The following is a 22,705-nucleotide window of genomic DNA, read 5'->3' on the forward strand; positions in this document are numbered from 1 at the left end:
CAGTCAGGCTGGGCCGCTTATACTTACGCGATCCAGCCAGGGGCGAATCGACGCAGCGTGAAGCATCCACTGCACACTCCTATCGACCGTAGCCAGCCACCCTTGCGGAACGCCTGCCAGTGGGACTGACGCTTACCCCCGACATGATGCTGGTGCTCGGCCTGGTGGGCTTCACCATGTTGATGCTGGTGCTGGAGTGGATTCGCGCCGACATGGTGGCGCTGCTGGTGGTGGTGACCATCGGCCTGACCGGCCTCATTCCCTCCGAACGCGTGTTCAACGGCTTCGCCGGCAACGCGGTGATCGCCATCATCGCGATCATGATCATGGGCGAAGGGTTGGACCGCGCCGGCGTGCTGAATCTCACCGCACGCTTTGTGATGCGCATGGCGCGTGGCATGGAGTCGCGCCTTGGCCTGGTCATCAATATGGTCGCCAGCCTGTTCAGCGCCATCATCCCCAGCCAGGCGCTGGCGGCACTGATGATTCCGGTCAGCAGCCGGTTGTCCGCACGCACCGGCGTGCCGCTGTCGCGGCTGCTGCTGCCGATGGCGTTTTGTATTCTCACGGCCACCAACACCACGCTGATCGCCAACTCGCCGCTGATCGTGCTGAACGATCTGATCGCCAGCGCCAACGCCAACCTGCTGCCGGGCGCGCACACGATTCCGAAATTCGGCCTCTTCAGCGTGACGCCGGTGGGCCTGACGCTGGCGGTGGTCGGCGTGCTGTATTTCTATTTCTTCGGCCGCAAGCTGCTGCCCGGTCACGAGGACGAGCGACTCAAGGTGACCCCCGGCCGCACCGAAAGCTACTTCGCCGAAACCTACGGCATCGGCGGCGAAACCGCCGAGCTCACCGTCACCGCGGAAAGCCCGCTGGTCGGCATGAGCATCGGCGAAGTGGAACAGCTGCACGATTCGCCGATGATTCTGGCGATCAAGAGCGGCAACGACGCGCGCATGGCGCCGCCGGTCGATCACGTGATCTGGGTCGGCTCGGTGCTCGGCGTACTGGGGCCGCGCGAGCAGCTGACCCAGTTCGCCAACAACCAGCTGTGCCGCCTGTCGACGCGGATGCGTCAGCTCGGCGAGCTGTTCAATCCGACCCGCGCCGGCATTTCCGAGGTGGTGATCCCGCCGAGTTCGCGCTTCATCAAGCAGACCATCGGCGACCTGCGCCTGCGCAAACGCTTCGGCATTTCGGTGCTGGCGGTGACGCGCGGCGACCAGGTATTCCGCGATGACGTTCGGGCCGTCACGCTGCGCGCAGGCGACACCATGGTGCTGCACAGCAACTGGCGCGATCTGTCGCTGGCGTCGGAAGACAAGGACCTGGTCGTCGTCACCGATATTCCGAAAGAAGAGCAGCGGCCCGGTAAGATCTGGCAGGCGGTCGGCTTTTTCGTGCTGGCCAAATGCCTGGCGCTGTTTACCCAGCTCGATCTGTCGGTCGCCATGATGACCGGGGCCATCGGCATGCTGCTGACCGGCGTGCTGAACATGGACGAGGCGTACAAGGCAATCAACTGGAAGACCATTTTCGTCACCGCCTGCCTGATTCCGCTGGGCTGGTCGATGGATTCCACCGGCACCGCCGCGTGGGTCGCGCAGGAGGTGCTGCAACATCTGGGCGGCCACTCGCACTGGCTGCTGCAGCTGGCGCTGGCCGTCCTCACCCTGCTGTTTTCGCAGGTCATGTCCAACGTCGGTGCGACGGTGATGATGGTGCCGGTGGCGATCAGCGTGGCCGTAGCCACCGGCGGAAATCCCTCGGCATATGCGCTGATCGTGGCGGTGTCCTCGTCGAATACCTTCCTGCTCAGCTCCGGCCACCCCGCCCTGATGATGGTCACCGGCCCCGGCGGTTATCGTAGCCAGGACTTTCTGCGCGTCGGTCTGCCGCTGACCTTTATCGTGCTGGTGGTGACCTTGCTCGCGATCAATCTGATGTTTCACTGATCGCGCAGCGCACTCTGCTCTCGCTCAGGCCAGGAAAATTTCGCCATCGTGCACGCGTACCGCGACGGAGCGCAGCGAGTCGCCCTTGCAGGGCCCGCCGATACACAGGCCGTTCGTCTGATCGAAACTGGCGCCGTGCACCGCGCAGATCAGCGTGCCCTTGCTGAGAAGAAACTGGCCCGGCGCATAGTCCAGCTGGCGTCCGGCATGCGGACAGATATTGCAATAGGCGCGCACCTCCCCGCCTTGTCGCAGCAGGATGATGTTTTCCTCGCCATCCGACAGCGTGGCATCGACCGCCACGGCACCGCCGTCCGGAACGTCTTGCAACGCGCACAGGGCCTGCCCCGATGGCAAAACGGCGGAAGTCACTGTATCCATCGGCACTTGCCTCGCGGACGCGTTAGCGCCATGGTGATCATCGTAAGTCGTTGCAGCTGTTAGTTTTAGTAGACAAATCTACCATACGGATTTTTAACACATGCATTTTTCACTGCCCTCCATGCGCCATCCGCGCAATCCGCTGATCCGCATTCTTTCGCTGTTGATCGGTATCGCAGTGATCGGCGTGATGCTGGTTTTTGGACTGGTGGTCGCCGGTGTGCTGCTGGTCGGTGGCTTTGTACTGCTGGCCTTGCGCCGACCGACGCGGAGCAGTGATGCGCGTGTCGGTTCGACAGCGGCCAATCGCGCGCACGAACCCGACGTGCTGGAAGGCGAATTTGTGGTCGTGCAGCGCGGGCGCAGCGCAACGCAATAAGCAATCGCTCGGTTAAACACGTCGGCAGCGAGCCGACAAATCACGGTCGTCATCGCCGATGACTGATAGGGCTCGCTGCCGCCAGCCCGCTCGCGGATAATCCGCGATTCCACTTTTGGCCTGCGCCTTTATGCCTAATCGCTCCGCTCCTGCCGCGGCCGAAGCGCCGCGGTCGCTCAACGATCCGCGCCTGTTGATTCCGCTATCGCTGTTTGCGCTGTACATCATCTGGGGATCGACCTATCTGGCGATCCGCTACGCGCTGGAAAGCTACCCGCCGTTTCTCCTGGCCGGCGTGCGATTTCTGATCGCTGGTGTACTGCTGTTCGGCTTTTTGCGGCTTCGCGGTGTCGCCGTGCCGAGCGTACGGCAGTGGCGCAATGCCGCGATCACGGGCGTGCTGCTGCTGGGCTTTGGCAATGGCATGGTGTGCTTCGCCGAGCAGCGCGTAAACTCCGGTATCGCCGCGGTAGCGGTGGCCAGCATGCCGCTGTTTGCCGCACTCTTTTCCAGCCTGTATGGCGAACGGCCGACGCCGCGAGAGGGCTTCGGCCTGGCGATCGGCTTTATCGGCGTGGTGGTATTGAATCTCGGCAACGGCCTGTCCGCCTCACGGCTCGGCGCAGCTGCACTGCTGCTGGCCGCCATGTGCTGGGCGCTTGGCTCGGTGTGGAGCAAGCGTCAGGACATGCCGAAGGGTCCGATGAATACCGCCGCACAAATGCTGTGCGCCAGCGTGGCGCTGATCATCGTCGCGCTGAGCGCTGGCGAACGACTGCCTGCGCACCCGAATCTACACGCCACCCTGGCGGTGGCTTACCTGATCGTGTTCGGCTCCATTATTGCGTTCAGCGCCTACCTGTACGTGCTCAAACACGTGCGGCCGGCGCTGGCGACCAGCTACGCCTACGTCAATCCGCCGGTCGCCGTGCTGTTCGGCCTGCTGCTCGTCGGCGAGCACGTGGGGCCGTACGACCTCGCCGGCATGGCGATCATCTTGCTGGGCGTCGGGGTCATCACCTTCGCCCGTCAAAGGCGGCACACATGACGCGCCATGGGCCGTGTCGAACCCGTGGGTTCCATACCTAACCCACGATCGCCGCGTGCAATGAACAAACGCTCGCCATCGCGACGTTCGCCATCGGTTTTTTTCTGGCGTCGCTGGGCTCGGCCAGGGCAGTACAGCGATTCGGTACACGGGCACTGACCCTGTCCCTCGTCGCGCAAGCGGTTGGATTCGGCCTGACGGTGACCTCTGTGCAAAACGGATCGCCGACGCCGGCACTGATATCCGGCCTGCTTATTGCCGGGCTCGGCTACGGCATCGGCTTGCCATCGCTGATCAAGATCGTGATCGGCGGTATGGGCAGCCGTCATGCCGGACTGGCCTCTGGCATGGTGATTACCGTACTGCGAATCAGTGCCGCGCTTGGCGTGGCCATCATCGGTGGGGTTTTCTACAGCGCATTGGGCGGCCATGACGACGCCCATGCCTACACCCATACCTTCAGCACAGGTCTGTACTGCAATATCACGGTATTGCTTTTGACAGCCCTGCTATCGCTGGCACTGGGCCGTTCCAAAACAGCCATCGCCGCCGGTGCCACGGCGGCGTGCCGCAATTAATCGAATGCGGCGCTACCGCGCCTGCTATCGACGCACGGGCAAGCCATTTATCCGTGTGTCGGTCATTCAACCGCAGCACGAGTCGATCACAGCTCGCGCAAGGCCGTCGTCACGGGCAAACGGGCCGCACGTACGGCCGGAAACAGGCCGCCGATAAAGCCGATCGCCAGTGCCCATTTCAGGCCGCTCCACAACAGCGCCGGGGTCACACTGAATTCGAAACTCAACTTGCCGACCGAACCCGCCGCCAGGGTGGATGCGGTATAGCCGTTGAAGATCAGCCAAGCCAACGCGCCGCCGAGCAATCCGCCGAGCAACGCCAGCAGCATCGTCTCCAGCATGATGGCCACCACGACCGGACCGCCGCGGAAGCCGATCGCACGCAGCGTGGCGATCTCGCGCGCACGCGCCGCTACCGCGGCAAACATGCAGTTGAGCGCACCGAACATCGCACCGATCGCCATGATCAAGCCGACCGTAATGCCGATGCCTTCGATCATCTTGCTGGTGCCTTCGGACTGCTTGCTGAAGTAGTCGTAGGTGGTGCTGACATCGACCTTCAACCGCGGGTCGGCTTCGAGTTCGGCCTTGAACGCATCGAACGCCTGCGGGTTGGCCAGCCGTACCGTCACCGATGCGCGACTGCCACCGCGACGGTAGATATCCGCTACCACGTTGCTATCGGCCCACAGCTCCGAGTCGAGCGCATCGCCGGAAGCGAACACGCCGACTACGGTCCAGCTCTGATTGCCGAGCTTGACCTCGCTGCCCACATTCAATCCGGCAAACTGCCGCTGCGCGCCCTGTCCCACCAGCAGCTCGCGCATGCCCGATGTAAATTTACGGCCCGCGACAATCTTGATGCCGGGCCGTACCGCCCACGCCTGATCGCCGACACCGCGCAGCTGCACGCTGCCCACATCGTCCGGGCCGCCGCCCTTCACCGGCAGATTGGCGGCCACCACCAGCTCGGCGGAAGCCACCGGCTTGCCTTGCGCATCGTGCACGATGCCCTTGGCCTGCGGAATGATCACTACGTTATCGCGCTCCAGCACGGACATCACCTCCGACGCCGATGCCCCACGCATGACGATAGCGGTATCGGCACTGCCCGTTTTGCGCAGCGTCTCGCTATAACCCTCGCCCATGGCAAGCAGCGCCACCAGTACGCCGACCACGCCGGCAATACCGATCACGATGACCGACGACGAACCCAGCCGCTGACGCAAAGTACTGATGCCGACCATCGTCACCGATGCTGCCTGGCGCCCGCGTCGCGTAAGCGCCATCCACAGGGCGAACAGCACGACAAGGACTGCTGCACCCTGCCACGGCAGCTTGATCCAGAGCATCAGCGTGATGGTGAGCAAAATTACCAACCCCAAACCGATCAGGAAATTCTTCAACTTGCGCATGTCGTTTCTCCTCAGCGCCCGGCCAGTGCATCGACGATATTCAGACGCATCGCGCGCACGGCCGGCAGTGCACCGACCAGCAGCCCGATCACCACCATCAAGCCGATACCGAGCATCCAGCTATTGGCATTGACCGGCGGAAGATTGAGCGCTCCACCGCTCGCGCCGCCGACCAGCGGCAGCAGCACCGTGGCCAAAGCGAGCCCCAGCACGCCGCCGATCAGCAGCATCAGCACCGACTCGGCCAACACCATGCAGAGCACGCTCTGACTGGAAAAACCGATGGTTTTCAGTACCGCCAATTCCGACGTTCGTTCGCGCACGGCCATCATCATCGTATTGCCCGACAGCAGCATCAACGTGAAGAACACCGCGCCCATGATCGAGCCGACAATCAAGCCGATATCCGCCAACTGTTTGATCCAGTTCGCCGTGGCGGCCTGCTCGGTCTGCGTGCGCGTCTCGTGATCGGAGTTGGCCGAGATCGCATCGATCGCCTTGGCCACACGATCGGCCTGATTCACATCGGTGACCCGAGTCACATACCAGCCCACCGCGCCACGGTTGTACGGCGTGCTGTCATCAAAATATTTCCAATGCAACAAGATGAGCTGGTTGAACATGCCTCCCGCACTCTTGTCCTTCGGATGCAGGATGCCGACGATGTCGAACTGCCAGTTCTTGGTGCCGTCGTGGGTCGGAAAAATGGTCGACTGCAACGGCAGCTTGTCGCCGACTTTCCAGTGATATTTCTGCGCCAGCTGTTCGCCGACGAGCACCCCGGTACGGGTGTTGTCATAGGCCTTGCGCTGATCCGCGCTGACGTCGATTTCGGGAAACTGATCGATATAGTTCGGGCTGACTGCGAAGCTGAAAATCTGGTTGTGTGGGTCTTGATAGGCGCCGCCAAACCAGTTCGCATAGCTCACGGCCTTGACCCCCGGCACACGGCTGATCGGCAGCTCCAGCGACTGCGGTAGCGTCTGGATAAACGACAGCTTCGAACCGGTTTGCAGCCGCTCCGCCCCATTCGCGCTCTTGCCCGCCTGATCGAACGAGGTACGCACCGCGTCCAGCATGCCGAACAGCAGAAACGCGGTGAGTATCGAAATCAGCGTCAGTATCGTGCGGGTCTTGCGCCGGAACAGCGCGGCCCAGATCAGATGAAGGTATTTCATCGTCGTCTCCTTAGGCCATGGCTGGCGCGACCAGCGTGCCCTTGTCCAGATGCAGGGTATGGCTGGCGTATTCGGCTGCCTTCGGATCGTGCGTGACCATCACGATGGTCTTGCCGTGTTCGCGGTTGAGCTGCTGCAACAGTCCCAGCACGTCTTCGGCCGACTGGCGATCCAGATCGCCGGTCGGCTCGTCGCAAACCAATAGCGTGGGATCGGAAACGATGGCGCGGGCGATGGCGACACGCTGCTGCTGACCGCCGGACAGTTCGCTCGGCTTGTGCGTACCGCGCTCGGCCAGACCGACCAGCTGCAGCGCGATCGCTGCGTTCTTGCGCCGCTGCGCGCCGGACAACTTGGTCAACAGCAGCGGCAGCTCCACGTTGCGATGCGCCGAGAGCATCGGCATCAGGTTGTAGAACTGGAAGACGAAGCCGACGTTCGACGCGCGCCACTTCGCCAGCGCGCCGCCGCCGAGCTGATCGATGCGCTGACCGCCGACGGTGATGCTGCCCGCAGTCGGCGTATCCAGCCCGCCGATCAAGTTGAGCAAGGTGGTCTTGCCGGAGCCCGATGGCCCCATCAGCGCCAGAAAGTCGCCCTCGGCAATGGCCAGGTTGACATGGTGGAGCACCTCGACTTTCTGCTTGCCGCGCTCGTAAACCTTGGCCAGATCCCTGATCTCGATCAAAGTGTTGTCGATCAATGTGCTCATGCTCGTTCTCCCGATGATTGCTGCGTGTCTTTCTGCTGCTGTTCGCGAAAGGCGGCCTGCTCCATAAAAACTTACGGCGATGCCGGTTTGATACGGACGTCCGAACCGTCTTGCAGCTCAGGCGGCGGATCGACCACCACGCTATCGCCCGTGGCCACCTCGGCCGGCAGCAGGCGCAGATCGCCATACGCCTGCACGGCAGGCGTGACCACGCGCTGCTGCACCTTGCCGTGATCGTTGGCTTTGTTGGCGAGAACGAACACCACGCTGCGCCCATTGCGTTGCACGATCGCCGTAGCCGGTACTAGCACGCCTTGCGGCACTTGAGTGGCGACCTGTGGTTTTACGTCGAGAAACGACACCCTCACGCCCATATCGGGCACGATGCGGACGTCCTTGTGCTCCAGCGCCACGCGCACCTTGATCGTCGCCTTGCCGCGATCGGCGGTGGGCACGATAGCGATAACGTGCGCGGGAATTTTCCAGTCGGGGTACGCGTCGAGCACGGCTTCCGCCGGCATGTTCGCTTTGACCTTGCCGATATAGGCCTCGTTGACGTCGACGTCGACTTCCAGCGAATCCATGTCGACGATGGTGCCGATGCCGGTACGGGTAAAGCCACCGCCGGCGGAGAACGGCGAGATGATTTCGCCCACCTGTGCGTCCTTGGTGGTGATCACGCCATCGAACGGTGCACGCACCACGCAGTAGTCGAAATTGACCTGCGCCTCGGTCACCTGGGCATCGGCGGACACTGCCTGACGTTGCTGCGAAACGAGCTGCGAGCGCGTGCTGTCGGCCAACGTGTGCGCCTGCTCGGCCTGCTGGGTCGCCACCAGACCCTGGGCAGCCAGACTCTTCTCACGCTCGGCATCGCGCAGGTTCTGCGCCAGCTGCGCCTGATACTGGGCGACCAGCGCATGCGCTGCGCCGGCAGCGGCTTTCGCTGCATCGAGCGCGGCGCGATAGCCGCTATCGTCCAATCGCGCCAGCACCTGGTCCTTTTTGACCCGGTCACCCTCTTCGATCATGACGTCGGTCAACGTGCCGGTGATCTGCGCCGATACCGTGGCCTGGCGTCGCGCGGTGACGTAGCCGGTCGCCTGCAGCACGGCACCGGCCTCGCTGTCGTTGGCCGGCGACACGGCAACCGCCGTTTGCACGACGATGGCCTGATGACCCAACAGCATCCAGCCAACGCCGCCGAGCAGCGCCAGCACAATGACAGTCGCGGCAAAAATCCACGGCCAGCGGCCCGAACCGTGATGTCCATGGTCCTCGCGCTGGCTGCGATCGATGCGCAGTTCCTTCAATAGATCCGCGTTGCTCACCCTGACTCCCCAGCCCGGCGATGCCGGCCATTTGTTGAGTGCGGGCTGGCTAATACGAGCCCGTTGCATGCAAGATTGACCGATCGCTCCCAGAACGGTCAGAGCGCAGCATCAGCCATCGTCGATGACAGATGTCATGCGGCCGGCGGCGTCCTGCTCTTTTAATCGTTTGAATGTTTCCCCGTCTTGGATTATCCCCCATCTAAGAAGTAGTGCCATGTTGCGCTGCAATCACACGACGGCGTCGATCGGGTTTGTTACCCTTGTCGCTATGAAAACCGTTATTCCCACTCTTGAAACGACCACCCTGCCGGTCATCGGTAGCGATGAGCGCTTTCCCGTTCGCCGCATTTTCTGCATCGGCCGCAATTACGCCGACCATGCCAAGGAAATGGGCTCGACCGTGGACAAGGCGGCGCCGATCTTTTTTTGCAAACCGGCCGATGCCGTGGTCAGCGACGGTGCCGATGTGCCGTATCCGCAAGCCACCGACGACCTGCACCACGAAGTGGAAATGGTGGTGGCGCTCGGCAGCGGCGGCCGCGATCTCAAGCCCGAGCAATCCTCCGCTCTGATCTGGGGTTACGGCGTCGGTCTCGACCTGACCCGGCGCGATCTGCAGGCGCAGGCCAAGGCCAAGGGCAATCCCTGGGATACCGGCAAGGCGTTCGATCATTCCGCGCCGGTTTCCGCTTTGCGTGCGATTGCGGATGTCGTCATGGATGCGAGCACGACGCTGCAGCTGCATGTCAACGGTAGCCGGCGCCAGCACACGACGCTGGGCGAGATGGTACACAGCGTGCCGGAAATCATCGCGGCGCTATCGGCATTGTTCGAACTGAAGGCCGGTGACCTGATCTTTACCGGCACGCCTGCCGGCGTGGCGGCGCTGCAGCGGGGCGACACGTTCCATGCCGAACTGCAGGGCGTTGCCGAACTCAGTGGACGCGTCGTTTAACGGCGAAATGTCGCGACACGGATACCGTCTGCGGTGGCGCTGCGCTAAAGTCGATCGGTGATATCAAAACAAGGCCTCGCACCGAGGCCGCTAACCCGGGGAGACGCAAACGTGAGCATGCTCAAGGAATTCAAAGAATTCGCCATGCGTGGCAACGTGATCGATCTGGCCGTCGGTGTGGTCATCGGCGCGGCCTTCGGCAAAATCGTGACCTCGCTGGTCGACCAGATCATCATGCCGCTGATTGGCATGGTTACCGGCGGCATCGATTTTTCCGACCTGAAATGGGTACTCAAGCCGGCGGACGCCAGCAACCCCGCGCACAAGGTCGCCGAGGTGGCTGTGCAGTACGGGGCGTTCATCAATACGCTGATCCAGTTTGTGATCATCGCGTTCGCGATCTTCATCGTGGTCAAGGCGATCAACAAGCTGAGCCGTCGCCAGCCCGCCGCACCGGCCGCACCGCCAGCTGACGTGGTATTGCTGACGGAAATCCGCGATCTGCTGAAGAACAAGCCGTAGATCGCAGCTATCCGGATGGATCGATGGCCGCGCAATCGCAAGGATGCGCGGCCATTTGCCTTTATGGCAGTTCGTATGACTTTTGGCTCAAGCACGGAAACGCGATGGTCCCATAATCGTGGTTTCCCATCAGGAATCCCGTCATGCGCCGTTTGCCCCTCTCGCTTCTCGCTGCCAGCCTGCTATTTGCCGGTGCCGGCCATGCTCATGCCGCCGACACGCGCATTCCCGACGCGGCCGTAAAAGCGGCCGAACAGCTGCGTGACAAGGCGCTCACCGACGACACCGGCTACAAGATCGTCAGCTCGCTCACCACCGAAGTCGGCCCACGCATTGCCGGTGGCGTCAACGACGAACGCGCGCGCGCCTGGGCGATAGCGAAGTTCAAGGAACTCGGCTACGACAAGGTCTATACCGAAGCGGTGACCTATCCGCTGTGGCAGCGTCGCAGCGAGCACGGCGCCATCGTGGCGCCGTTTCCGCAGCCGCTGGCGCTGACCGCGCTGGGCTTTTCCGCCGGCACGCCGGCGGGCGGCCTCACCGCAGAAGTGGTGAAGTTCGACAGCCTCGACGCGCTGAAGGCAGCCGATCCGGCCAGCGTGAAAGGCAAGATCGTCTACATCGGCTTTCGCATGAGCCGGCAGAAGGATGGGCACGACTACGGCATGGGCTCGGCCATCCGCACCGGCGGCCCGGCCATCGCGTCCGGCAAAGGGGCGGCCGGATTCATCCTGCGCTCGGCCGGCACCGACGAGCACAGCCGCACGCCGCATACCGGCGTCACCCTTTTCAAGGATTCGACCCAGGCGATTCCTGCCGCCGCCCTGTCCAATCCCGATGCCGATCAGCTGGAACGCGTGCTCGCCTACGGCAAACCGGTCAGCGTGCGGCTCGATCTGGACTGCGGCATCACCGGCACATTTACCGGTGCCAACGTGATCGGCGAGATCACCGGGCGCAAGCATCCTAAACAGATCGTCGACATCGGCGGCCACTTGGACTCGTGGGACCTGGGTACTGGCGCGATCGACGACGGTGCCGGCGTGGCCATAGCCATGGCCGCCGGCAAGCTGATCCACGACCTCCCGCAGCGGCCGGATCGCACGGTGCGCGTGATCGCGTTTGCCAATGAGGAAATGGGTTTGTTCGGCGGCCGCGCGTATGCGGACAAACACGCCGACGACGTGGCGAATCACCAACTCGGCACCGAATCGGATTTCGGCTCCGGCCCGGTCTGGCGCATGAGCGCCAGCGTAAAACCCGAGGCCCGCGCCGCGATCGCGCAGATCGCCAGCGTGCTCGCACCGCTCGGCGTGGCCTACGACGAGAAACGCCCGGGTGGCGGCGGTTCCGACCTCTCGCAGATGCACGGCAAGGGCATGGCCGCGCTGTCGCTGACCCAGGACGGCACCATGTACTTCGACTACCACCACAACGCCAACGACACGCTGGACAAGATCGACCCGAAGGAGCTCGCACAAAACGTCGCGGTGTATGCGGCCTATGCCTATATGGCCGCCGAGGCGAAGGGCGATTTCGGCTCCGCACCGGATGCCTTCAAGAACGACGGCGCCGGCGAATAAATCCGCGGAGCATTTGGAAAAAAGAAACGGCCTGCAGGCCGTTTCTTTTGAGATGTCCAACGAGCTTTCTCGTTCAACAATATACCGACCCTTTCAGGACGAGGCAGCAATGCCTGCCTCGTCCTGCTCGAGCGCCAGCAGGTTTTCCTTGATCCGGGCGATCACCGCCAGCGCCTGCTGCAGCTCGTCGATTGAAATGCCGGCGGTGGCATCCTTGCGCAATCCGCGAGCGATGACCTCCATATCGTCGACCACGCTGCGCGCCTGCTCGGAGGTGTGCAGACGCCATGCGCGGCGATCCGCGGGATCGGGCCGACGTTCGACGAAGCCGGCGGCCTGCAATCGATCGATCACGCGGCCGACGGCGATCGGCTCCATTTCCAGAAAGTCGGCCAGTTCGGTTTGCCGCAGTCCTTCGCGCAGGTTCAGCACTTTCACCGCGCGCCACTGCGCGCGGGTAAGACCGAACTTCGACGCGCGCCGATCGAAGTGCTTGCGAACGAGCAAGGTCACGTCGCTCAGCAGGTAGCCAAAGGAGATATCTTCAATCTTCATGAGCTGTTGCCACTCCATCAGAGATCGAAGCATAAGACGCTACCCGAACTGAAGCCATGCCTATCACTACCATCACCGCCGACCTTACCGGGCTGCATGTGGACGCCATCGTCAATGCCGCCGCGCCCGCGTTACTGGGCGGCGGTGGCGTGGATGGCGCGATTCATCGCGCCGCAGGACCGGCCCTGCTGCAGGCCTGCCGCCAGCTGCCGGAAACCCGCCCCGGGGTACGCTGCCCCACCGGCGAGGCGCGCGTCACACCCGGTTTCGAACTGCCTGCGCGTTACGTGATTCACACCGTCGGGCCAATCTGGCGCGGTGGTAACGATGACGAAGCGCTGTTGTTGAGTCGGTGCTATCGCCAATCGCTGCAGCGGCTGCGCGAGTACGGCTTGCGCAGCATTGCGTTTCCGGCAATCAGCTGCGGCGTTTACGGTTACCCTGCCGAACTCGCCGCACCGACCGCCGTCGCCGCACTGCACGAGGAGCTGGCTAACGACGTGTCCATCGACGTGATCCTGTGCTGCTACAGCGATGCGATGCGGGCGACATTCCAGCGCGCACTCAGTGCAGCTTGAATGGGTACAGCGGTGGAAGGTCGCTAACTTCTTCGCCATGGCCATCGACGCGCCAGACGAAGCCGCGTTTGAATACGTCCGCGAGCTTTGTATCGGCCGCCGCCGATGACGGGTTGGCGTAATGCCGCTGCTGCAATCTCGCAATCGCCGCACGCTGCGTTTCGTCGCCGAGCAGCACACGCAAATCGCCGAGGTGCTGGATAGCGGGGCGCTCCGCCCTAGCCCAGGCCAGCAGGCTGCGCACCTGCGCAGTCGTATCGTTGCTGCGGGCCGCGGCGAGAAACGCCTGCTGCCGTTCGCGTGCCGATACATTGAGATGGTCTGCTGCCACGACGGTCGGCGAAGGCTTGCGTCGACCGCCGCGCCACAGCAGCCACACCAGCACGCTGACCAGCCACAGGGCGATGCTGCCGAGCGCAATCCAGCGCCATGGCGCATTCGTTGCCGCCGCTGTCACCGGGGCTGAAGCGATCGCCGAGGCGACAGTCGAAGACTCCGCAGGTTTGGCCGTCTGGATGTCCGAACTACCGGTAGCCGGCAGCACGGTAAAGCTGTGCGCGGGAATCTGCGCAACTTCCATGCGGTCGGTCAACACATTCCACCATTTCAGCGTCGTGGCGGGTATGGTCAGCGTACCGGCGCGATTGGGCACGACGGCGAAAGCCTCCTGCCGCTGGCCGACGATCCACGGACCATCGTTGCGACTCGTCGTCGCAGGCTTGTCCGGATAGACGGTGGCGCCATCCAACGGCGGCAGGCTCAGCGCCGGCAACGTTTCTGCCGGCAGACCGGTCGCCTGCAGATTCATCGTCAGATTCAGCGGCTGGCCGACGCGTACCGGGTTTTGCGCATCAGGCAGGCCATCGAGCGTCAGGCTCAGCTGGCGCGCCGGCAACCAGGCGGTGCCACCCCAGTCCGCCGGCATAGGCCTCACATCGATCGACACCGCCGGCGCGCTGGCCGTCACCGGCTTGCGAGCGCCGAAGAAGCTGTCCGGGTCGGACGGATCCATGGCAACACCCTGAAAATTCAGCGCCGGAATCTCCACATGACCGGCATGCTGAGGGACTACGGCATAACGCCGCTCGAGCACGTGATACTGCCGACCGCCGCGCTCGACCGAATAGTTGGCGTCGTCCCCGATCTTGTTGAACTGCAGGCCGTTGAGCTGCGGCGCCTCGAGCGAGCCGTCGCTGATGCTGGTGGCAAAAAACAACCGCACCACATAGCTCAATTGCTGCCCGACGTAGCCGTGGTTCGGTTCGATCTGCGACTCCATAAAGACGTCGCGATGCGCCGCCGCGGCGTCCGCGGGATTGCCAGCCGTCACCTCAACCTGCAGCGGCGCGGTTTGGCTGCCGGCAACATTGAGCGAAGGAATCTGCAAGATGCCGGCATGCAGCGGACGCAGCACCACACCAAGGATCAGCTCCGAGGTGGCTGTACCGTTGACGATGCTGACGCTGCTGTTTTGCGACGTGCCGAGCATGTCGAAATCGTTGCCGAGCACGCTCAAATCGGGCATCGCGATATTGCCCGCGTTACCCTCGATATGCAGGTTCAAGGTCACCGTTTCACCCAGCACCACCGTGCTGCGATCTAGCGTCGCCTGCACCTCGGCGGCATTGGCGAACGACGGGATCAGCAACAGGGCAAGCAGACACCATGCAATAAGTCGTCGATGCATCACGGCTGATCATCCTCGTTCGGCACGCCACCGTGGCGCTGCTCGTATTCCAGCTGAAACTTTCGCCGCAGCAGTGCGCCGGGATCGTCCGGCACCCGCTGTATCGCCTGGCGTAAATCCGCCGGCAACTTGGCGTTCGGATCGTCTTTCGACATCTCGCCCAGCTGATGCGTGGCCGGCGGCCTTTGCTGGTCCTTCGGCTGACCGGTGAGCGCCTGATCCATCTGTTTCTGCAAGGCTTGCTGTGCCTTGTCGGCACTGGCTTTCTGTTCGGCCTGCTGCTGCGGTGTCAGCGGTTTTGGCGACTGATCATTCGTCGACGAATTTTTTCCGGGCTGATCCTGTTTGGACGAATCTTGTTTCGACGGATCGGATGCGTCGGGTTTGGATGGATCTTGCGACGGTGGCTTCTGCGCATCGCCCTGGCCGGTCTGCCCCGGTTTATCCGACGTCTTGCCCGCGTCCGGCGATGGCTTATCGTTCGGCTTTTGCGAAGGATCGGACTTCCCATCCTTACCCTGCTCGCCGGGCTTGGGCTGATCTTTGCCAGCACCACCCTGCTGATTTTTCGAGTTCGAGGAATCCTGTTTCTTTTGGTCCTTGTTTTGCTGGCTTTGTCCTTGCTGTTTTTGATCCTGCGGCTTTTGCTGTTTCAACCAGTCCTGTACCGCCTTTAGATTCGCGGCGGCGTCGGCGTTGGCCGGATTCGCTTTGAGCGCCTGCTTGTACGCGTCGATGGCCTCGTTGTACTGCCCCTGCTTCGCCAGCGCATTGCCGCGGTTATACGCCGCGTTGCTGCCTGGCAGCGTTTGCAAGGTTTTCGCCGCGGCGGCGTAATCCGCGGCGCGATAATCCGCCACGCCACGCCATGCCGGATCGCGCGCGAGCTGCTGCGCCTGCTTGGCCGAACCGCCCTGTCGCAGGGTCTGCGCAGCCTGCTGGTCGGGGCGCTGCCACAGGTCACGCCAGTCGCTCGCGGAGGCGCGACCGGGCAGCAGCGGCAGCAGGATCAGCGGCAGCAGCAGAAGCCAGCCGCGGCGAAACCCGAGCGCGACCACCAGCAGCAGCGGCAGCAAGAGCCAAGGGCCGCGATCCTGCCATTCGTCACCGAGTTGACCGGCCGCCTCGACCGACGGCCCGGCGCGCAGCTCGCTCTTCAAAGTATCGATGTCGGCAGCATCCGTCGTCATCGGCGCGTAGCGTCCGCCGCCGGCTGCTGCCAGCGCAGCGAGTGTGGCATCGTCGCGACGGGCCAGAACAATCTGGTTCTGCTCGTCACGCAAAAAGCCGCCACTCGCCTGCGGTATCGGACCGCCCTGCAAAGTGCCCACGCCGAGCACCGATACGCGCACGCCCACGGCATGGGCCGCACGGGCGGCGGCATCCGCCGACGCGTCGGCCTGATCGGTGATCAGCACCAGCGAACCGCCCGATACGTTGGCATCGTGAATCAACGCCGCACCGCGCTGAATCGCCGCCGCCGCGTTGTCGCCATCCACCGGCATGGTATCCGGACTCATCGCATTGAGCAGATCGCTGAGGCTGTCCGCGTCGGAGGTCAACGGCGCGACCACGAACGCTTCGCCGGCGTAACCGATCAGCGCGTTCAGCCCATCGCGGTTGCGTGCCAGCAGGTCGTGCGCCTTGTAACGCGCGCGATCCAACCGGCTTGGCGTGACGTCACGCGAGAGCATGTGCTGCGACAGCGATATCGCCACCACCTGCGCCGCGCGATTGGCGTACAGCGGCTGAGCTATGCGATGCCAGGTCGGGCCGGCCAACGCCAGCGCACACAACGTCCAGCCCAAAGCGAACAATCCCGACGGCGCATAGCGGTTGACCGCATGACCGCGCAGCAGATGCGGCAACAGCTCGGCATCGACCAGCCGCGACAGCTCGGCCGGCACCGAGCTGCGCCGCACGCCCCACCAGAACAGCAGCGGCAAGGCGGCCAGCGCGATCAGCCAGAGTGGCCGCAGAAAATGAAACTGATACAGCGCCTCAGTCATGCGTGCGGCCTCGCATGTCGCCGAATTGACGAGGCACGATGGCGATCAGCAACAGCGCAATCGCCGCGCCGAGTGGCCAGCGAAACAGCTCGCGTTTGGGCCGCAGCGTCGGACCGTGCTGCGGCATCGGCTCCAGCGCATCGATAGCGCGATATGCGTCGGCGAGCGCACGGCTGTCGGTAGCGCGAAAGAAACGCCCACCGGTTTCCGTGGCAATGCTTGTCAGCATGTCGGCGTCCAGATCGGCCGAGGGATTGACCATCTGACTGCCGAAAAATCCCTGCACACGCATCTGATCGGCGCCGATGCCGATGGTGTAAATACGCACGCCCGCCGCCTTGGCCGCGCGCGCCGCTTCACGTGGTGCGATGCTACCGGCATTATTGACGCCGTCGGTGAGCAGTACGAGCACGCGCGCCTGCTGTGGCAGAGCCGACAAGCGTTTCACAGCGACGGCAATCGCATCGCCAATCGCCGTTTCGGTACCGGCAATGCCCACCGTCGCCCCTTCCAGCTGCGCACGCACGGCGGACAAGTCAAACGTCAGTGGCGTGACCAGAAACGCCTGCGTACCGAACAGGATCAGACCCATTTCATCGCCGCGACGGCGGCTGATGAAGTCACCGGCAATCGCCTCCACCGCGCCGAAGCGGCTGACCGGCTGGCCGGCCAGATTCATATCCTCAGTGCGCATGCTGCCGGACAGATCCAGCGCCAACATCAGTGCACGCCCGCTGTGCTGCTGCGCTTCCGGCGGACCGATCCACTGCGGCCTCGCGGCCGCCGCGAGCAGGCACAGCCAGCCCAGCCCCAGCACCCACGGGCCGGCGCCACGCGCCGGTCGACCGTTCACCTTTGCCAGCCGCATACCCGGCTGCGGCAGGTGCAGCGCCTGCCCTGGCTCTACCGGCCGCAACCAGCGCCACAGCAACCACGGCAGCGGCAGCAGCACGACGATCCACGGCCACGCAAAAGTCGTCATGCGCGCGCCCCTCTCCCGCTTTGTGTTTTTGCGTCGCGCTTCCACTTGCCCGATTGCAATGCCAGCCGCAACCACTGCCGAACCGCTTTGGATGCTGCAGCCTGATCAAACGACGAAGGCGCTCGATATATCACCTGTTCCAGCGCCATCAGCAGATCCAGCGTCGTGGCATCGACCGGCACGCGCGACAGCGTTGCTCGCCACGCTTGTCCACGCTGCTGCGCGGCCAGCGCGTCGTGTCGACGCGCTACGCGCCGCAGCAGCTGGTGCATGCCGCTGGCCAGGGTGGAGTGATTCCCATCGTTCGCGTACTGTTGCTCTAACGCGTCAAGCTCGGCCAGCACGCGCTCGCGCTGACGGCCCTGTTTGCGGTGCCGGCGCCATATCCACGCACTGATCGAAACGGCGGTCACCACCAGCGCGGCGAGAACCCACCAACCGGGCGCCGGAGGCCACCACGAGGGATCAGGCGGCAGGTGGATATCCCGCAGAACCGGTCCTTGCGCGGCCGGAGCACTGGACGACGCAGAGGGCTGGCTTTGCATCATGCGGACCTCCGCGCGCCAAGCACGCCGACCACCGCATCGAACGGATCGGCAACGGTGTCGATCGTGCTGCACCGCAGGCCCAGCGACTTCGCCAGCTCACCGAGTTGCGCAGGCCCTGCACCGATGGCACGCTGAAAGTCACGGCGCTGGCGTTCGGATTGCAGCACCACTTCCTCGCGCTCCCCGCCATGCTCGAGCGGATAGCGGCCCGCTGGCACCAGCGCCAGTTCCAGCGCGTCGGCAACGACCAGCACGCCCACTGCAGCATGCCGGCTGAGATCGAGAAGCCGTTGCCGCGCCGAGGCCTCTGCACAAAAACCGTCGCTGATCAGCAACACCCGGCTGGCGCCGTGCTGCAGGCGATTGACGCGCGTCAGCGCATCGACGAGCGACTCGGTGCGTTCGGCCGGCCGGCGAGCATCCCATTCGGCGAGCGCGCCACACACGCAAAGCGCGCCGCGAGAGCCGGCGATCGGGCGCAGCAGCGAATCGATCTGGCCAAACGCCATCACGCCGGAGCGCTCACCGGCGCGGGCGGCATACCACGCGGCACAGGCGGCAACTCTAGCCGCCTGCACGGATTTGAAACGCACGCGTGTGCCGAAACGCATGCTGACATGCGTATCGACAAGAATCAGCAGCGAACCTTCGCGATCTTCCTGAAAGAGTTTGGTGTGCAGCTTGCCGCTGCGCGCGGTCAACCGCCAATCCAGCCGGCGAACATCGTCGCCAGCCTGATACACGCGCGATTCGGCATAATCCATACCGCGGCCGTATAGACGGCTGGACTGGTGGCCACTGCGTGCCGCCCGGCTGACCAACGGCGCGAGTTTGGCTCGCCCGACCCGGGTGCGCAGCGCGATCAACTCAGCCAGCGACACTTGAGTACGACCATCGCCATCGCCTGATTGCGACATCAAGACGCTCACGGCAGCGGCACGAGATCCAGCAGGCGATCGATCACGCGATCCGGGCGCACGCCTTCGGCTTCCGCTTCGTAACTGAGCAAAACACGATGGCGCAGCACTTCGCGCGCGATGCCGTGCACGTCTTCGGGGAGAACATAGTCGCGACCGGCCAGCCACGCCCGCGCACGCGAGCAGCGATCCAGCGCGATGGTGGCGCGCGGGCTGCCACCCCAGGCAATCCAGCGCTTCAACTCCGGCCCGTAACGACCCGCGTCACGCGTGGCCAGCACCAGTTGGGTCAGGTATTCCTCCAGCGCCGGCGCCATATGCACCGCCATGGCCGCTTCGCGCGCCGCGAAAACATCCGCCTGGCTCATCAGCGCCGGCGAAACCGCTTTTGTCTGACCGCGTCGACTGGCCTGTTCGCGTGCGAGGCGCAAGATGGCCAACTCGGAAGCTGCATCCGGATAGCCGATGGTCACATGCATGAGAAACCGATCGAGCTGCGCTTCGGGCAAGGCAAACGTGCCTTCCTGCTCGATCGGATTCTGGGTCGCCATAACCATGAAGAGTTCCGGCAAATGCCACGTGCTTCGCCCCACCGTAATCTGCTGCTCGGCCATCGCCTCGAGCAGCGCCGACTGCACCTTGGCTGGCGCCCGATTGATCTCGTCGGCCAGAACAATGTTATGAAACAGCGGCCCGCGCTCGAATTCGAACGCGCCGCTCTGCGGGCGAAACACGTCGGTTCCGGTCAGATCCGCGGGCAAAAGGTCCGGCGTGAACTGCACTCGATGGAAATCGGCCTCGATTCGCGCCGCCAGCGCCTTCACCGCCGTAGTCTTCGCCAGGCCAGGAGCGCCCTCGACCAGCAAATGCCCGTCGGCCAGCAGGGCCACGAGCAGACAGTCGATCAAATGCGGCTGTCCGATGATGTCGCGCTGCAGATCCTGGCGAAGCAGCGAAAACGACTGCTGCAGGCGATTTATTGACGATGTTTCAGCGGTATCCATGATCATTCCGGTTGCTCGACAAACCCGGCTGCCAGTCGATACAAGCTATCGACGCGATGGCAGACGGTGGCTCTCAGACAATCAAGCTCGCCGTAAGTTTAGTCGACAGGAAAAAATAGACGCAAAAAAAGAGGCGGCCCGAGCCGCCTCTTCTGATTGATTGCTTGAATACCCTACTGCAACGTTTCGCTGAGGATGCGCGGTGTGACGAAGATCAGCAGTTCTGCCTTGGTATTGGTACGATCGGTATTTCGGAACAAGACGCCAATTCCAGGAATATCGCCCAAGCCCGGCACCTTCGTCACCGTATTGGAATTATTGATTTCGTATATGCCGCCAAGCACAACAGTCTGACCGTTGTCGACCAGGGCGGAAGTGTTCACCGAGCTGGTATTGATGGTCGGCACTTGGCCGCTACCAGGCACGGTGATGTAGCCAGCAAGCGCATCCTTGGTCACGTTGATCAGCAAATAGATGCGATTGTCTGCGGTAATCGTCGGAGTAACTTTCAACTCCAAAACCGCATCCTTGAAAGCCACCGTTGCAGTACCGCTAGCGCCGCCGCCGACGGAATTCTGATAGGTCACGTAGCCAATCTCCTGACCCTGGCGGATCACAGCCTCTTGCTGGTTTGCAGTGATCACGCGTGGGCTGGAAATCACTTCACTGCGGCCTTCGGTCTGCGCTGCCTGTAGTTCCAGATCAAGTGCAAAATTCTTTCCAATGATTCCAATACCAAGGCTACCGGCAGGATTGGATAGAGGAAGGTTTACGTTGAGCCCGTTTGTGGTGTAAGTGGTACCTGGAGCACTATTGAAATCCTGACCACTGCTGGTGGTTGGAATGCCTCCGCCAACGATCACCTGTTTATTTCCCACCTGGCGTGAGCCAGTGATACCGAATTGAGCACCTAGATCGCGAGTAAAGCTATCGTTCGCAACGACAAGACGCGATTCGATCAATACCTGCTGTACAGGCTTGTCCAAGACGGCAATCAGATCGCGTAGCTGCTTGATCTTTTCGGGCGTGTCATTCAACAAAAGCGTGTTGGTGCGGACATCAAAAGCCACGCTGCCACGGGGTGACAGAAAGCCGTGCTGCGCGTTGGTACTGGTGCCGCCACCCGTTGACTGAAGACTACCGGTAGTCAGCAACTTGGCAATATCTGAGGCCTTGCCATAGCTGATGGGCACATAATCGGTAATCAGTTCAGCCGTATCCTGCGCTTTCAGCTTCGCGTCGGCGATATCCTGCTCGTACTTCGCCAGTTCGGCCTGCGGCGCAATCCACACCACGTTGCCGTCGCGACGCTTGTCCAGGCTCTTGGCGCGCAGGATCACGTCCAACGCTTGATCCCATGGCACGTTGTCCAGCCGCAGCGTGACGCCGCCGGTGACGCTGTCGGAAGCGACCAGATTGAGGCCGGATTCGTCGGCGATCAGCTGAAGCGCGGAACGCACCGGAATGTCCTGGAAATTGAACGTGGCGCGCTTGCCGCTGTAGACCGGCAGCTGTTGACCGTCCTTGGTGAGGCGCTCGGCTTTGTCGTCCGATTTCTTGGCCGATACTTCGACGACGTACTGATCGGGCGTCTGATAGCCCGACGTGTCCACACTGCCCTTGACGGCAATCTCGATATGCGCACCGCCACCCATGCCAACCTTGGTGACGATGGACTGCACCGGCGTGGCAAAGTCCAGCGTATCCAGGCGCTGCGCAAGATTCGGTGGCAGGTTAGCGTGATCGATATTGACGGTGATCAGGTCGCCCTTGTGCGTCATCTGGGCATTCGCACCGCTACCGCTGAAGCTGATCAGCACGCGGCCCTCGCCGTTCGGACCGCGACGGAAATCGATATTGGAAATGGCCGGGCCATTCATCGACGACGGCAGCGCCTTCGACGGATCGATCGTCGCGACCGTGGTCACCGACTGGTCGGCCGTGCCGTTGTTGATGGTCAACAGCAGGCTGTGGCCTTCGACGCGCGAGCGATAGGTGGACTCGCGCATCAGTTCGACCACCACGCGGGTGCGGCCACCGGCGGTAACGGCCGAGACGCCGGCGGTGGAGCCTTGACCGATGGTGATGTGCCGCGCCGAAGCATTGTCGGTATCGGCAAAATCCACCGCGATGCGCGGCGGGGTGCCCGTAGTGAAGATCTTCGGTTGCGGAACAGGGCCGTTGCCGAAATCCATTTTCAGCTCGACATTGCCGCCGGGCCGCGTTTCGTAGCTGATGTTTTTCAGCGTGGTGCCGGCGGCAGAGGCAGCGCCGGTCCAACTGGCGCCGGCGAGCAGCAAGCCCATCAGGATGTAGTGACTTGCATGGCGCATGACACGGCCCCGGAAAGATTGGATTGGATTGGTCATTGCATCAGCC

The 22,705-nt window shown here is 63.0% G+C and carries 21 protein-coding genes; 8 read left to right on the forward strand and 13 right to left on the reverse strand.

The features are described from left to right. Positions 1–143 precede the first annotated feature (143 nt). Entirely contained in the window at positions 144–1,961 is a 1,818-nt protein-coding gene (locus tag HDE78_RS07375) for an SLC13 family permease (RefSeq protein WP_179477929.1), read from the forward strand. Between the two features lie 24 nt (positions 1,962–1,985). On the opposite strand, the gene HDE78_RS07380 is transcribed toward HDE78_RS07375, so the two are convergent. After that, complete coding sequence (locus HDE78_RS07380) at positions 1,986–2,342, reverse strand: Rieske (2Fe-2S) protein (protein WP_179477878.1); 357 nt, start codon at positions 2,340–2,342, stop codon at positions 1,986–1,988. Between the two features lie 100 nt (positions 2,343–2,442). Here HDE78_RS07380 and HDE78_RS07385 point away from each other — a divergent pair, with 100 nt between their 5' ends. The 3 genes from HDE78_RS07385 to HDE78_RS07395 all read left to right on the forward strand — a co-directional run bounded on the left by HDE78_RS07385 (position 2,443) and on the right by HDE78_RS07395 (position 4,347). Then, entirely contained in the window at positions 2,443–2,721 is a 279-nt protein-coding gene (locus tag HDE78_RS07385) for a hypothetical protein (RefSeq protein WP_179477879.1), read from the forward strand. Between the two features lie 130 nt (positions 2,722–2,851). After that, a complete protein-coding gene (yedA, locus tag HDE78_RS07390) occupies positions 2,852–3,769 on the forward strand; it encodes a drug/metabolite exporter YedA (protein ID WP_179477880.1) in 918 nt (305 codons plus the stop codon). 200 nt (positions 3,770–3,969) lie between these two features. Further along, positions 3,970–4,347: a hypothetical protein gene (locus tag HDE78_RS07395; RefSeq protein WP_179477881.1), complete on the forward strand. Its 378-nt coding sequence runs from the start codon at positions 3,970–3,972 to the stop codon at positions 4,345–4,347. Positions 4,348–4,433: 86 nt separating this feature from the next. On the opposite strand, the gene HDE78_RS07400 is transcribed toward HDE78_RS07395, so the two are convergent. From HDE78_RS07400 to HDE78_RS07415, 4 genes are all read right to left on the reverse strand, one after another. Next, complete coding sequence (locus HDE78_RS07400; RefSeq protein ID WP_179477882.1) at positions 4,434–5,762, reverse strand: ABC transporter permease; 1,329 nt, start codon at positions 5,760–5,762, stop codon at positions 4,434–4,436. 11 nt (positions 5,763–5,773) lie between these two features. Next, a complete protein-coding gene (locus tag HDE78_RS07405; protein WP_179477883.1) occupies positions 5,774–6,940 on the reverse strand; it encodes an ABC transporter permease in 1,167 nt (388 codons plus the stop codon). 10 nt (positions 6,941–6,950) lie between these two features. Beyond that, a complete protein-coding gene (locus HDE78_RS07410; protein ID WP_179477884.1) occupies positions 6,951–7,652 on the reverse strand; it encodes an ABC transporter ATP-binding protein in 702 nt (233 codons plus the stop codon). Between the two features lie 71 nt (positions 7,653–7,723). Beyond that, positions 7,724–8,983, reverse strand: coding sequence for an efflux RND transporter periplasmic adaptor subunit (locus HDE78_RS07415; RefSeq protein ID WP_179477885.1), 1,260 nt, complete (start codon positions 8,981–8,983; stop codon positions 7,724–7,726). A 271-nt stretch (positions 8,984–9,254) separates the two neighbouring features. Here HDE78_RS07415 and HDE78_RS07420 point away from each other — a divergent pair, with 271 nt between their 5' ends. From HDE78_RS07420 to HDE78_RS07430, 3 genes are all read left to right on the forward strand, one after another. Beyond that, entirely contained in the window at positions 9,255–9,941 is a 687-nt protein-coding gene (locus HDE78_RS07420) for a fumarylacetoacetate hydrolase family protein (RefSeq protein WP_179477930.1), read from the forward strand. Positions 9,942–10,052: 111 nt separating this feature from the next. Then, positions 10,053–10,463 carry a large-conductance mechanosensitive channel protein MscL gene (gene mscL, locus HDE78_RS07425; RefSeq protein WP_179477886.1) on the forward strand — a complete coding sequence of 137 codons (411 nt, stop codon included), beginning with the start codon at positions 10,053–10,055 and terminating at the stop codon, positions 10,461–10,463. Between the two features lie 143 nt (positions 10,464–10,606). Next, complete coding sequence (locus HDE78_RS07430; RefSeq protein WP_179477887.1) at positions 10,607–12,046, forward strand: M20/M25/M40 family metallo-hydrolase; 1,440 nt, start codon at positions 10,607–10,609, stop codon at positions 12,044–12,046. A gap of 93 nt (positions 12,047–12,139) precedes the next feature. Here the strand turns inward: HDE78_RS07430 and HDE78_RS07435 are convergent, their stop codons facing one another. Then, complete coding sequence (locus HDE78_RS07435; RefSeq protein WP_255457685.1) at positions 12,140–12,601, reverse strand: MarR family transcriptional regulator; 462 nt, start codon at positions 12,599–12,601, stop codon at positions 12,140–12,142. Between the two features lie 56 nt (positions 12,602–12,657). Here HDE78_RS07435 and HDE78_RS07440 point away from each other — a divergent pair, with 56 nt between their 5' ends. Then, the gene (locus tag HDE78_RS07440; protein WP_179477888.1) at positions 12,658–13,179 is read left to right on the forward strand and encodes an O-acetyl-ADP-ribose deacetylase; all 522 of its coding nucleotides are present in this window, start codon (positions 12,658–12,660) and stop codon (positions 13,177–13,179) included. Here the strand turns inward: HDE78_RS07440 and HDE78_RS07445 are convergent. The 7 genes from HDE78_RS07445 to pilQ form a co-directional block, all read right to left on the reverse strand. Beyond that, entirely contained in the window at positions 13,166–14,866 is a 1,701-nt protein-coding gene (locus HDE78_RS07445; RefSeq protein WP_179477889.1) for a BatD family protein, read from the reverse strand. The genes HDE78_RS07440 and HDE78_RS07445 overlap by 14 nt on opposite strands. After that, positions 14,866–16,875, reverse strand: coding sequence for a VWA domain-containing protein (locus HDE78_RS07450; protein ID WP_179477890.1), 2,010 nt, complete (start codon positions 16,873–16,875; stop codon positions 14,866–14,868). Before HDE78_RS07450 ends, HDE78_RS07445 begins: the two co-directional genes overlap by 1 nt. Next, positions 16,868–17,857 (reverse strand): VWA domain-containing protein, encoded by a 990-nt coding sequence (locus HDE78_RS07455; RefSeq protein ID WP_179477891.1) that lies wholly within the window; start codon positions 17,855–17,857, stop codon positions 16,868–16,870. The genes HDE78_RS07450 and HDE78_RS07455 overlap by 8 nt, the downstream gene beginning before the upstream one ends. Then, the gene (locus HDE78_RS07460) at positions 17,854–18,405 is read right to left on the reverse strand and encodes a DUF4381 domain-containing protein (RefSeq protein WP_255457686.1); all 552 of its coding nucleotides are present in this window, start codon (positions 18,403–18,405) and stop codon (positions 17,854–17,856) included. Before HDE78_RS07460 ends, HDE78_RS07455 begins: the two co-directional genes overlap by 4 nt. Next, positions 18,402–19,322, reverse strand: a complete 921-nt coding sequence (locus HDE78_RS07465) for a DUF58 domain-containing protein (protein ID WP_179477892.1) — start codon at positions 19,320–19,322, stop codon at positions 18,402–18,404. Before HDE78_RS07465 ends, HDE78_RS07460 begins: the two co-directional genes overlap by 4 nt. 8 nt (positions 19,323–19,330) lie before the next feature. Further along, positions 19,331–20,326 (reverse strand): MoxR family ATPase, encoded by a 996-nt coding sequence (locus tag HDE78_RS07470; protein ID WP_179477893.1) that lies wholly within the window; start codon positions 20,324–20,326, stop codon positions 19,331–19,333. Between the two features lie 173 nt (positions 20,327–20,499). Continuing rightward, positions 20,500–22,659 (reverse strand): type IV pilus secretin PilQ, encoded by a 2,160-nt coding sequence (gene pilQ / locus HDE78_RS07475; protein WP_179477894.1) that lies wholly within the window; start codon positions 22,657–22,659, stop codon positions 20,500–20,502. Positions 22,660–22,705 lie beyond the last annotated feature (46 nt).

The sequence above is a fragment of the Rhodanobacter sp. K2T2 genome (assembly GCF_013408815.1).
Lineage (GTDB): Bacteria > Pseudomonadota > Gammaproteobacteria > Xanthomonadales > Rhodanobacteraceae > Rhodanobacter.

What these genes read in the sequence shown, in the direction of transcription:
- HDE78_RS07420 (WP_179477930.1), top strand. Translation starts at nt 9,255, where the DNA reads ATGAAAACCGTTATTCCCACTCTTGAAACGACCACCCTGCCGGTCATC.
- HDE78_RS07445 (WP_179477889.1), bottom strand. Translation starts at nt 14,866, where the DNA reads ATGCATCGACGACTTATTGCATGGTGTCTGCTTGCCCTGTTGCTGATC.
- HDE78_RS07440 (WP_179477888.1), top strand. Translation starts at nt 12,658, where the DNA reads ATGCCTATCACTACCATCACCGCCGACCTTACCGGGCTGCATGTGGAC.
- HDE78_RS07405 (WP_179477883.1), bottom strand. Translation starts at nt 6,940, where the DNA reads ATGAAATACCTTCATCTGATCTGGGCCGCGCTGTTCCGGCGCAAGACC.
- HDE78_RS07435 (WP_255457685.1), bottom strand. Translation starts at nt 12,601, where the DNA reads ATGAAGATTGAAGATATCTCCTTTGGCTACCTGCTGAGCGACGTGACC.
- yedA (WP_179477880.1), top strand. Translation starts at nt 2,852, where the DNA reads ATGCCTAATCGCTCCGCTCCTGCCGCGGCCGAAGCGCCGCGGTCGCTC.
- HDE78_RS07450 (WP_179477890.1), bottom strand. Translation starts at nt 16,875, where the DNA reads ATGACTGAGGCGCTGTATCAGTTTCATTTTCTGCGGCCACTCTGGCTG.
- HDE78_RS07455 (WP_179477891.1), bottom strand. Translation starts at nt 17,857, where the DNA reads ATGACGACTTTTGCGTGGCCGTGGATCGTCGTGCTGCTGCCGCTGCCG.
- HDE78_RS07375 (WP_179477929.1), top strand. Translation starts at nt 144, where the DNA reads ATGATGCTGGTGCTCGGCCTGGTGGGCTTCACCATGTTGATGCTGGTG.
- HDE78_RS07430 (WP_179477887.1), top strand. Translation starts at nt 10,607, where the DNA reads ATGCGCCGTTTGCCCCTCTCGCTTCTCGCTGCCAGCCTGCTATTTGCC.
- pilQ (WP_179477894.1), bottom strand. Translation starts at nt 22,659, where the DNA reads ATGCGCCATGCAAGTCACTACATCCTGATGGGCTTGCTGCTCGCCGGC.
- HDE78_RS07400 (WP_179477882.1), bottom strand. Translation starts at nt 5,762, where the DNA reads ATGCGCAAGTTGAAGAATTTCCTGATCGGTTTGGGGTTGGTAATTTTG.
- HDE78_RS07380 (WP_179477878.1), bottom strand. Translation starts at nt 2,342, where the DNA reads ATGGATACAGTGACTTCCGCCGTTTTGCCATCGGGGCAGGCCCTGTGC.
- HDE78_RS07385 (WP_179477879.1), top strand. Translation starts at nt 2,443, where the DNA reads ATGCATTTTTCACTGCCCTCCATGCGCCATCCGCGCAATCCGCTGATC.
- HDE78_RS07465 (WP_179477892.1), bottom strand. Translation starts at nt 19,322, where the DNA reads ATGTCGCAATCAGGCGATGGCGATGGTCGTACTCAAGTGTCGCTGGCT.
- HDE78_RS07470 (WP_179477893.1), bottom strand. Translation starts at nt 20,326, where the DNA reads ATGGATACCGCTGAAACATCGTCAATAAATCGCCTGCAGCAGTCGTTT.
- HDE78_RS07460 (WP_255457686.1), bottom strand. Translation starts at nt 18,405, where the DNA reads ATGATGCAAAGCCAGCCCTCTGCGTCGTCCAGTGCTCCGGCCGCGCAA.
- HDE78_RS07410 (WP_179477884.1), bottom strand. Translation starts at nt 7,652, where the DNA reads ATGAGCACATTGATCGACAACACTTTGATCGAGATCAGGGATCTGGCC.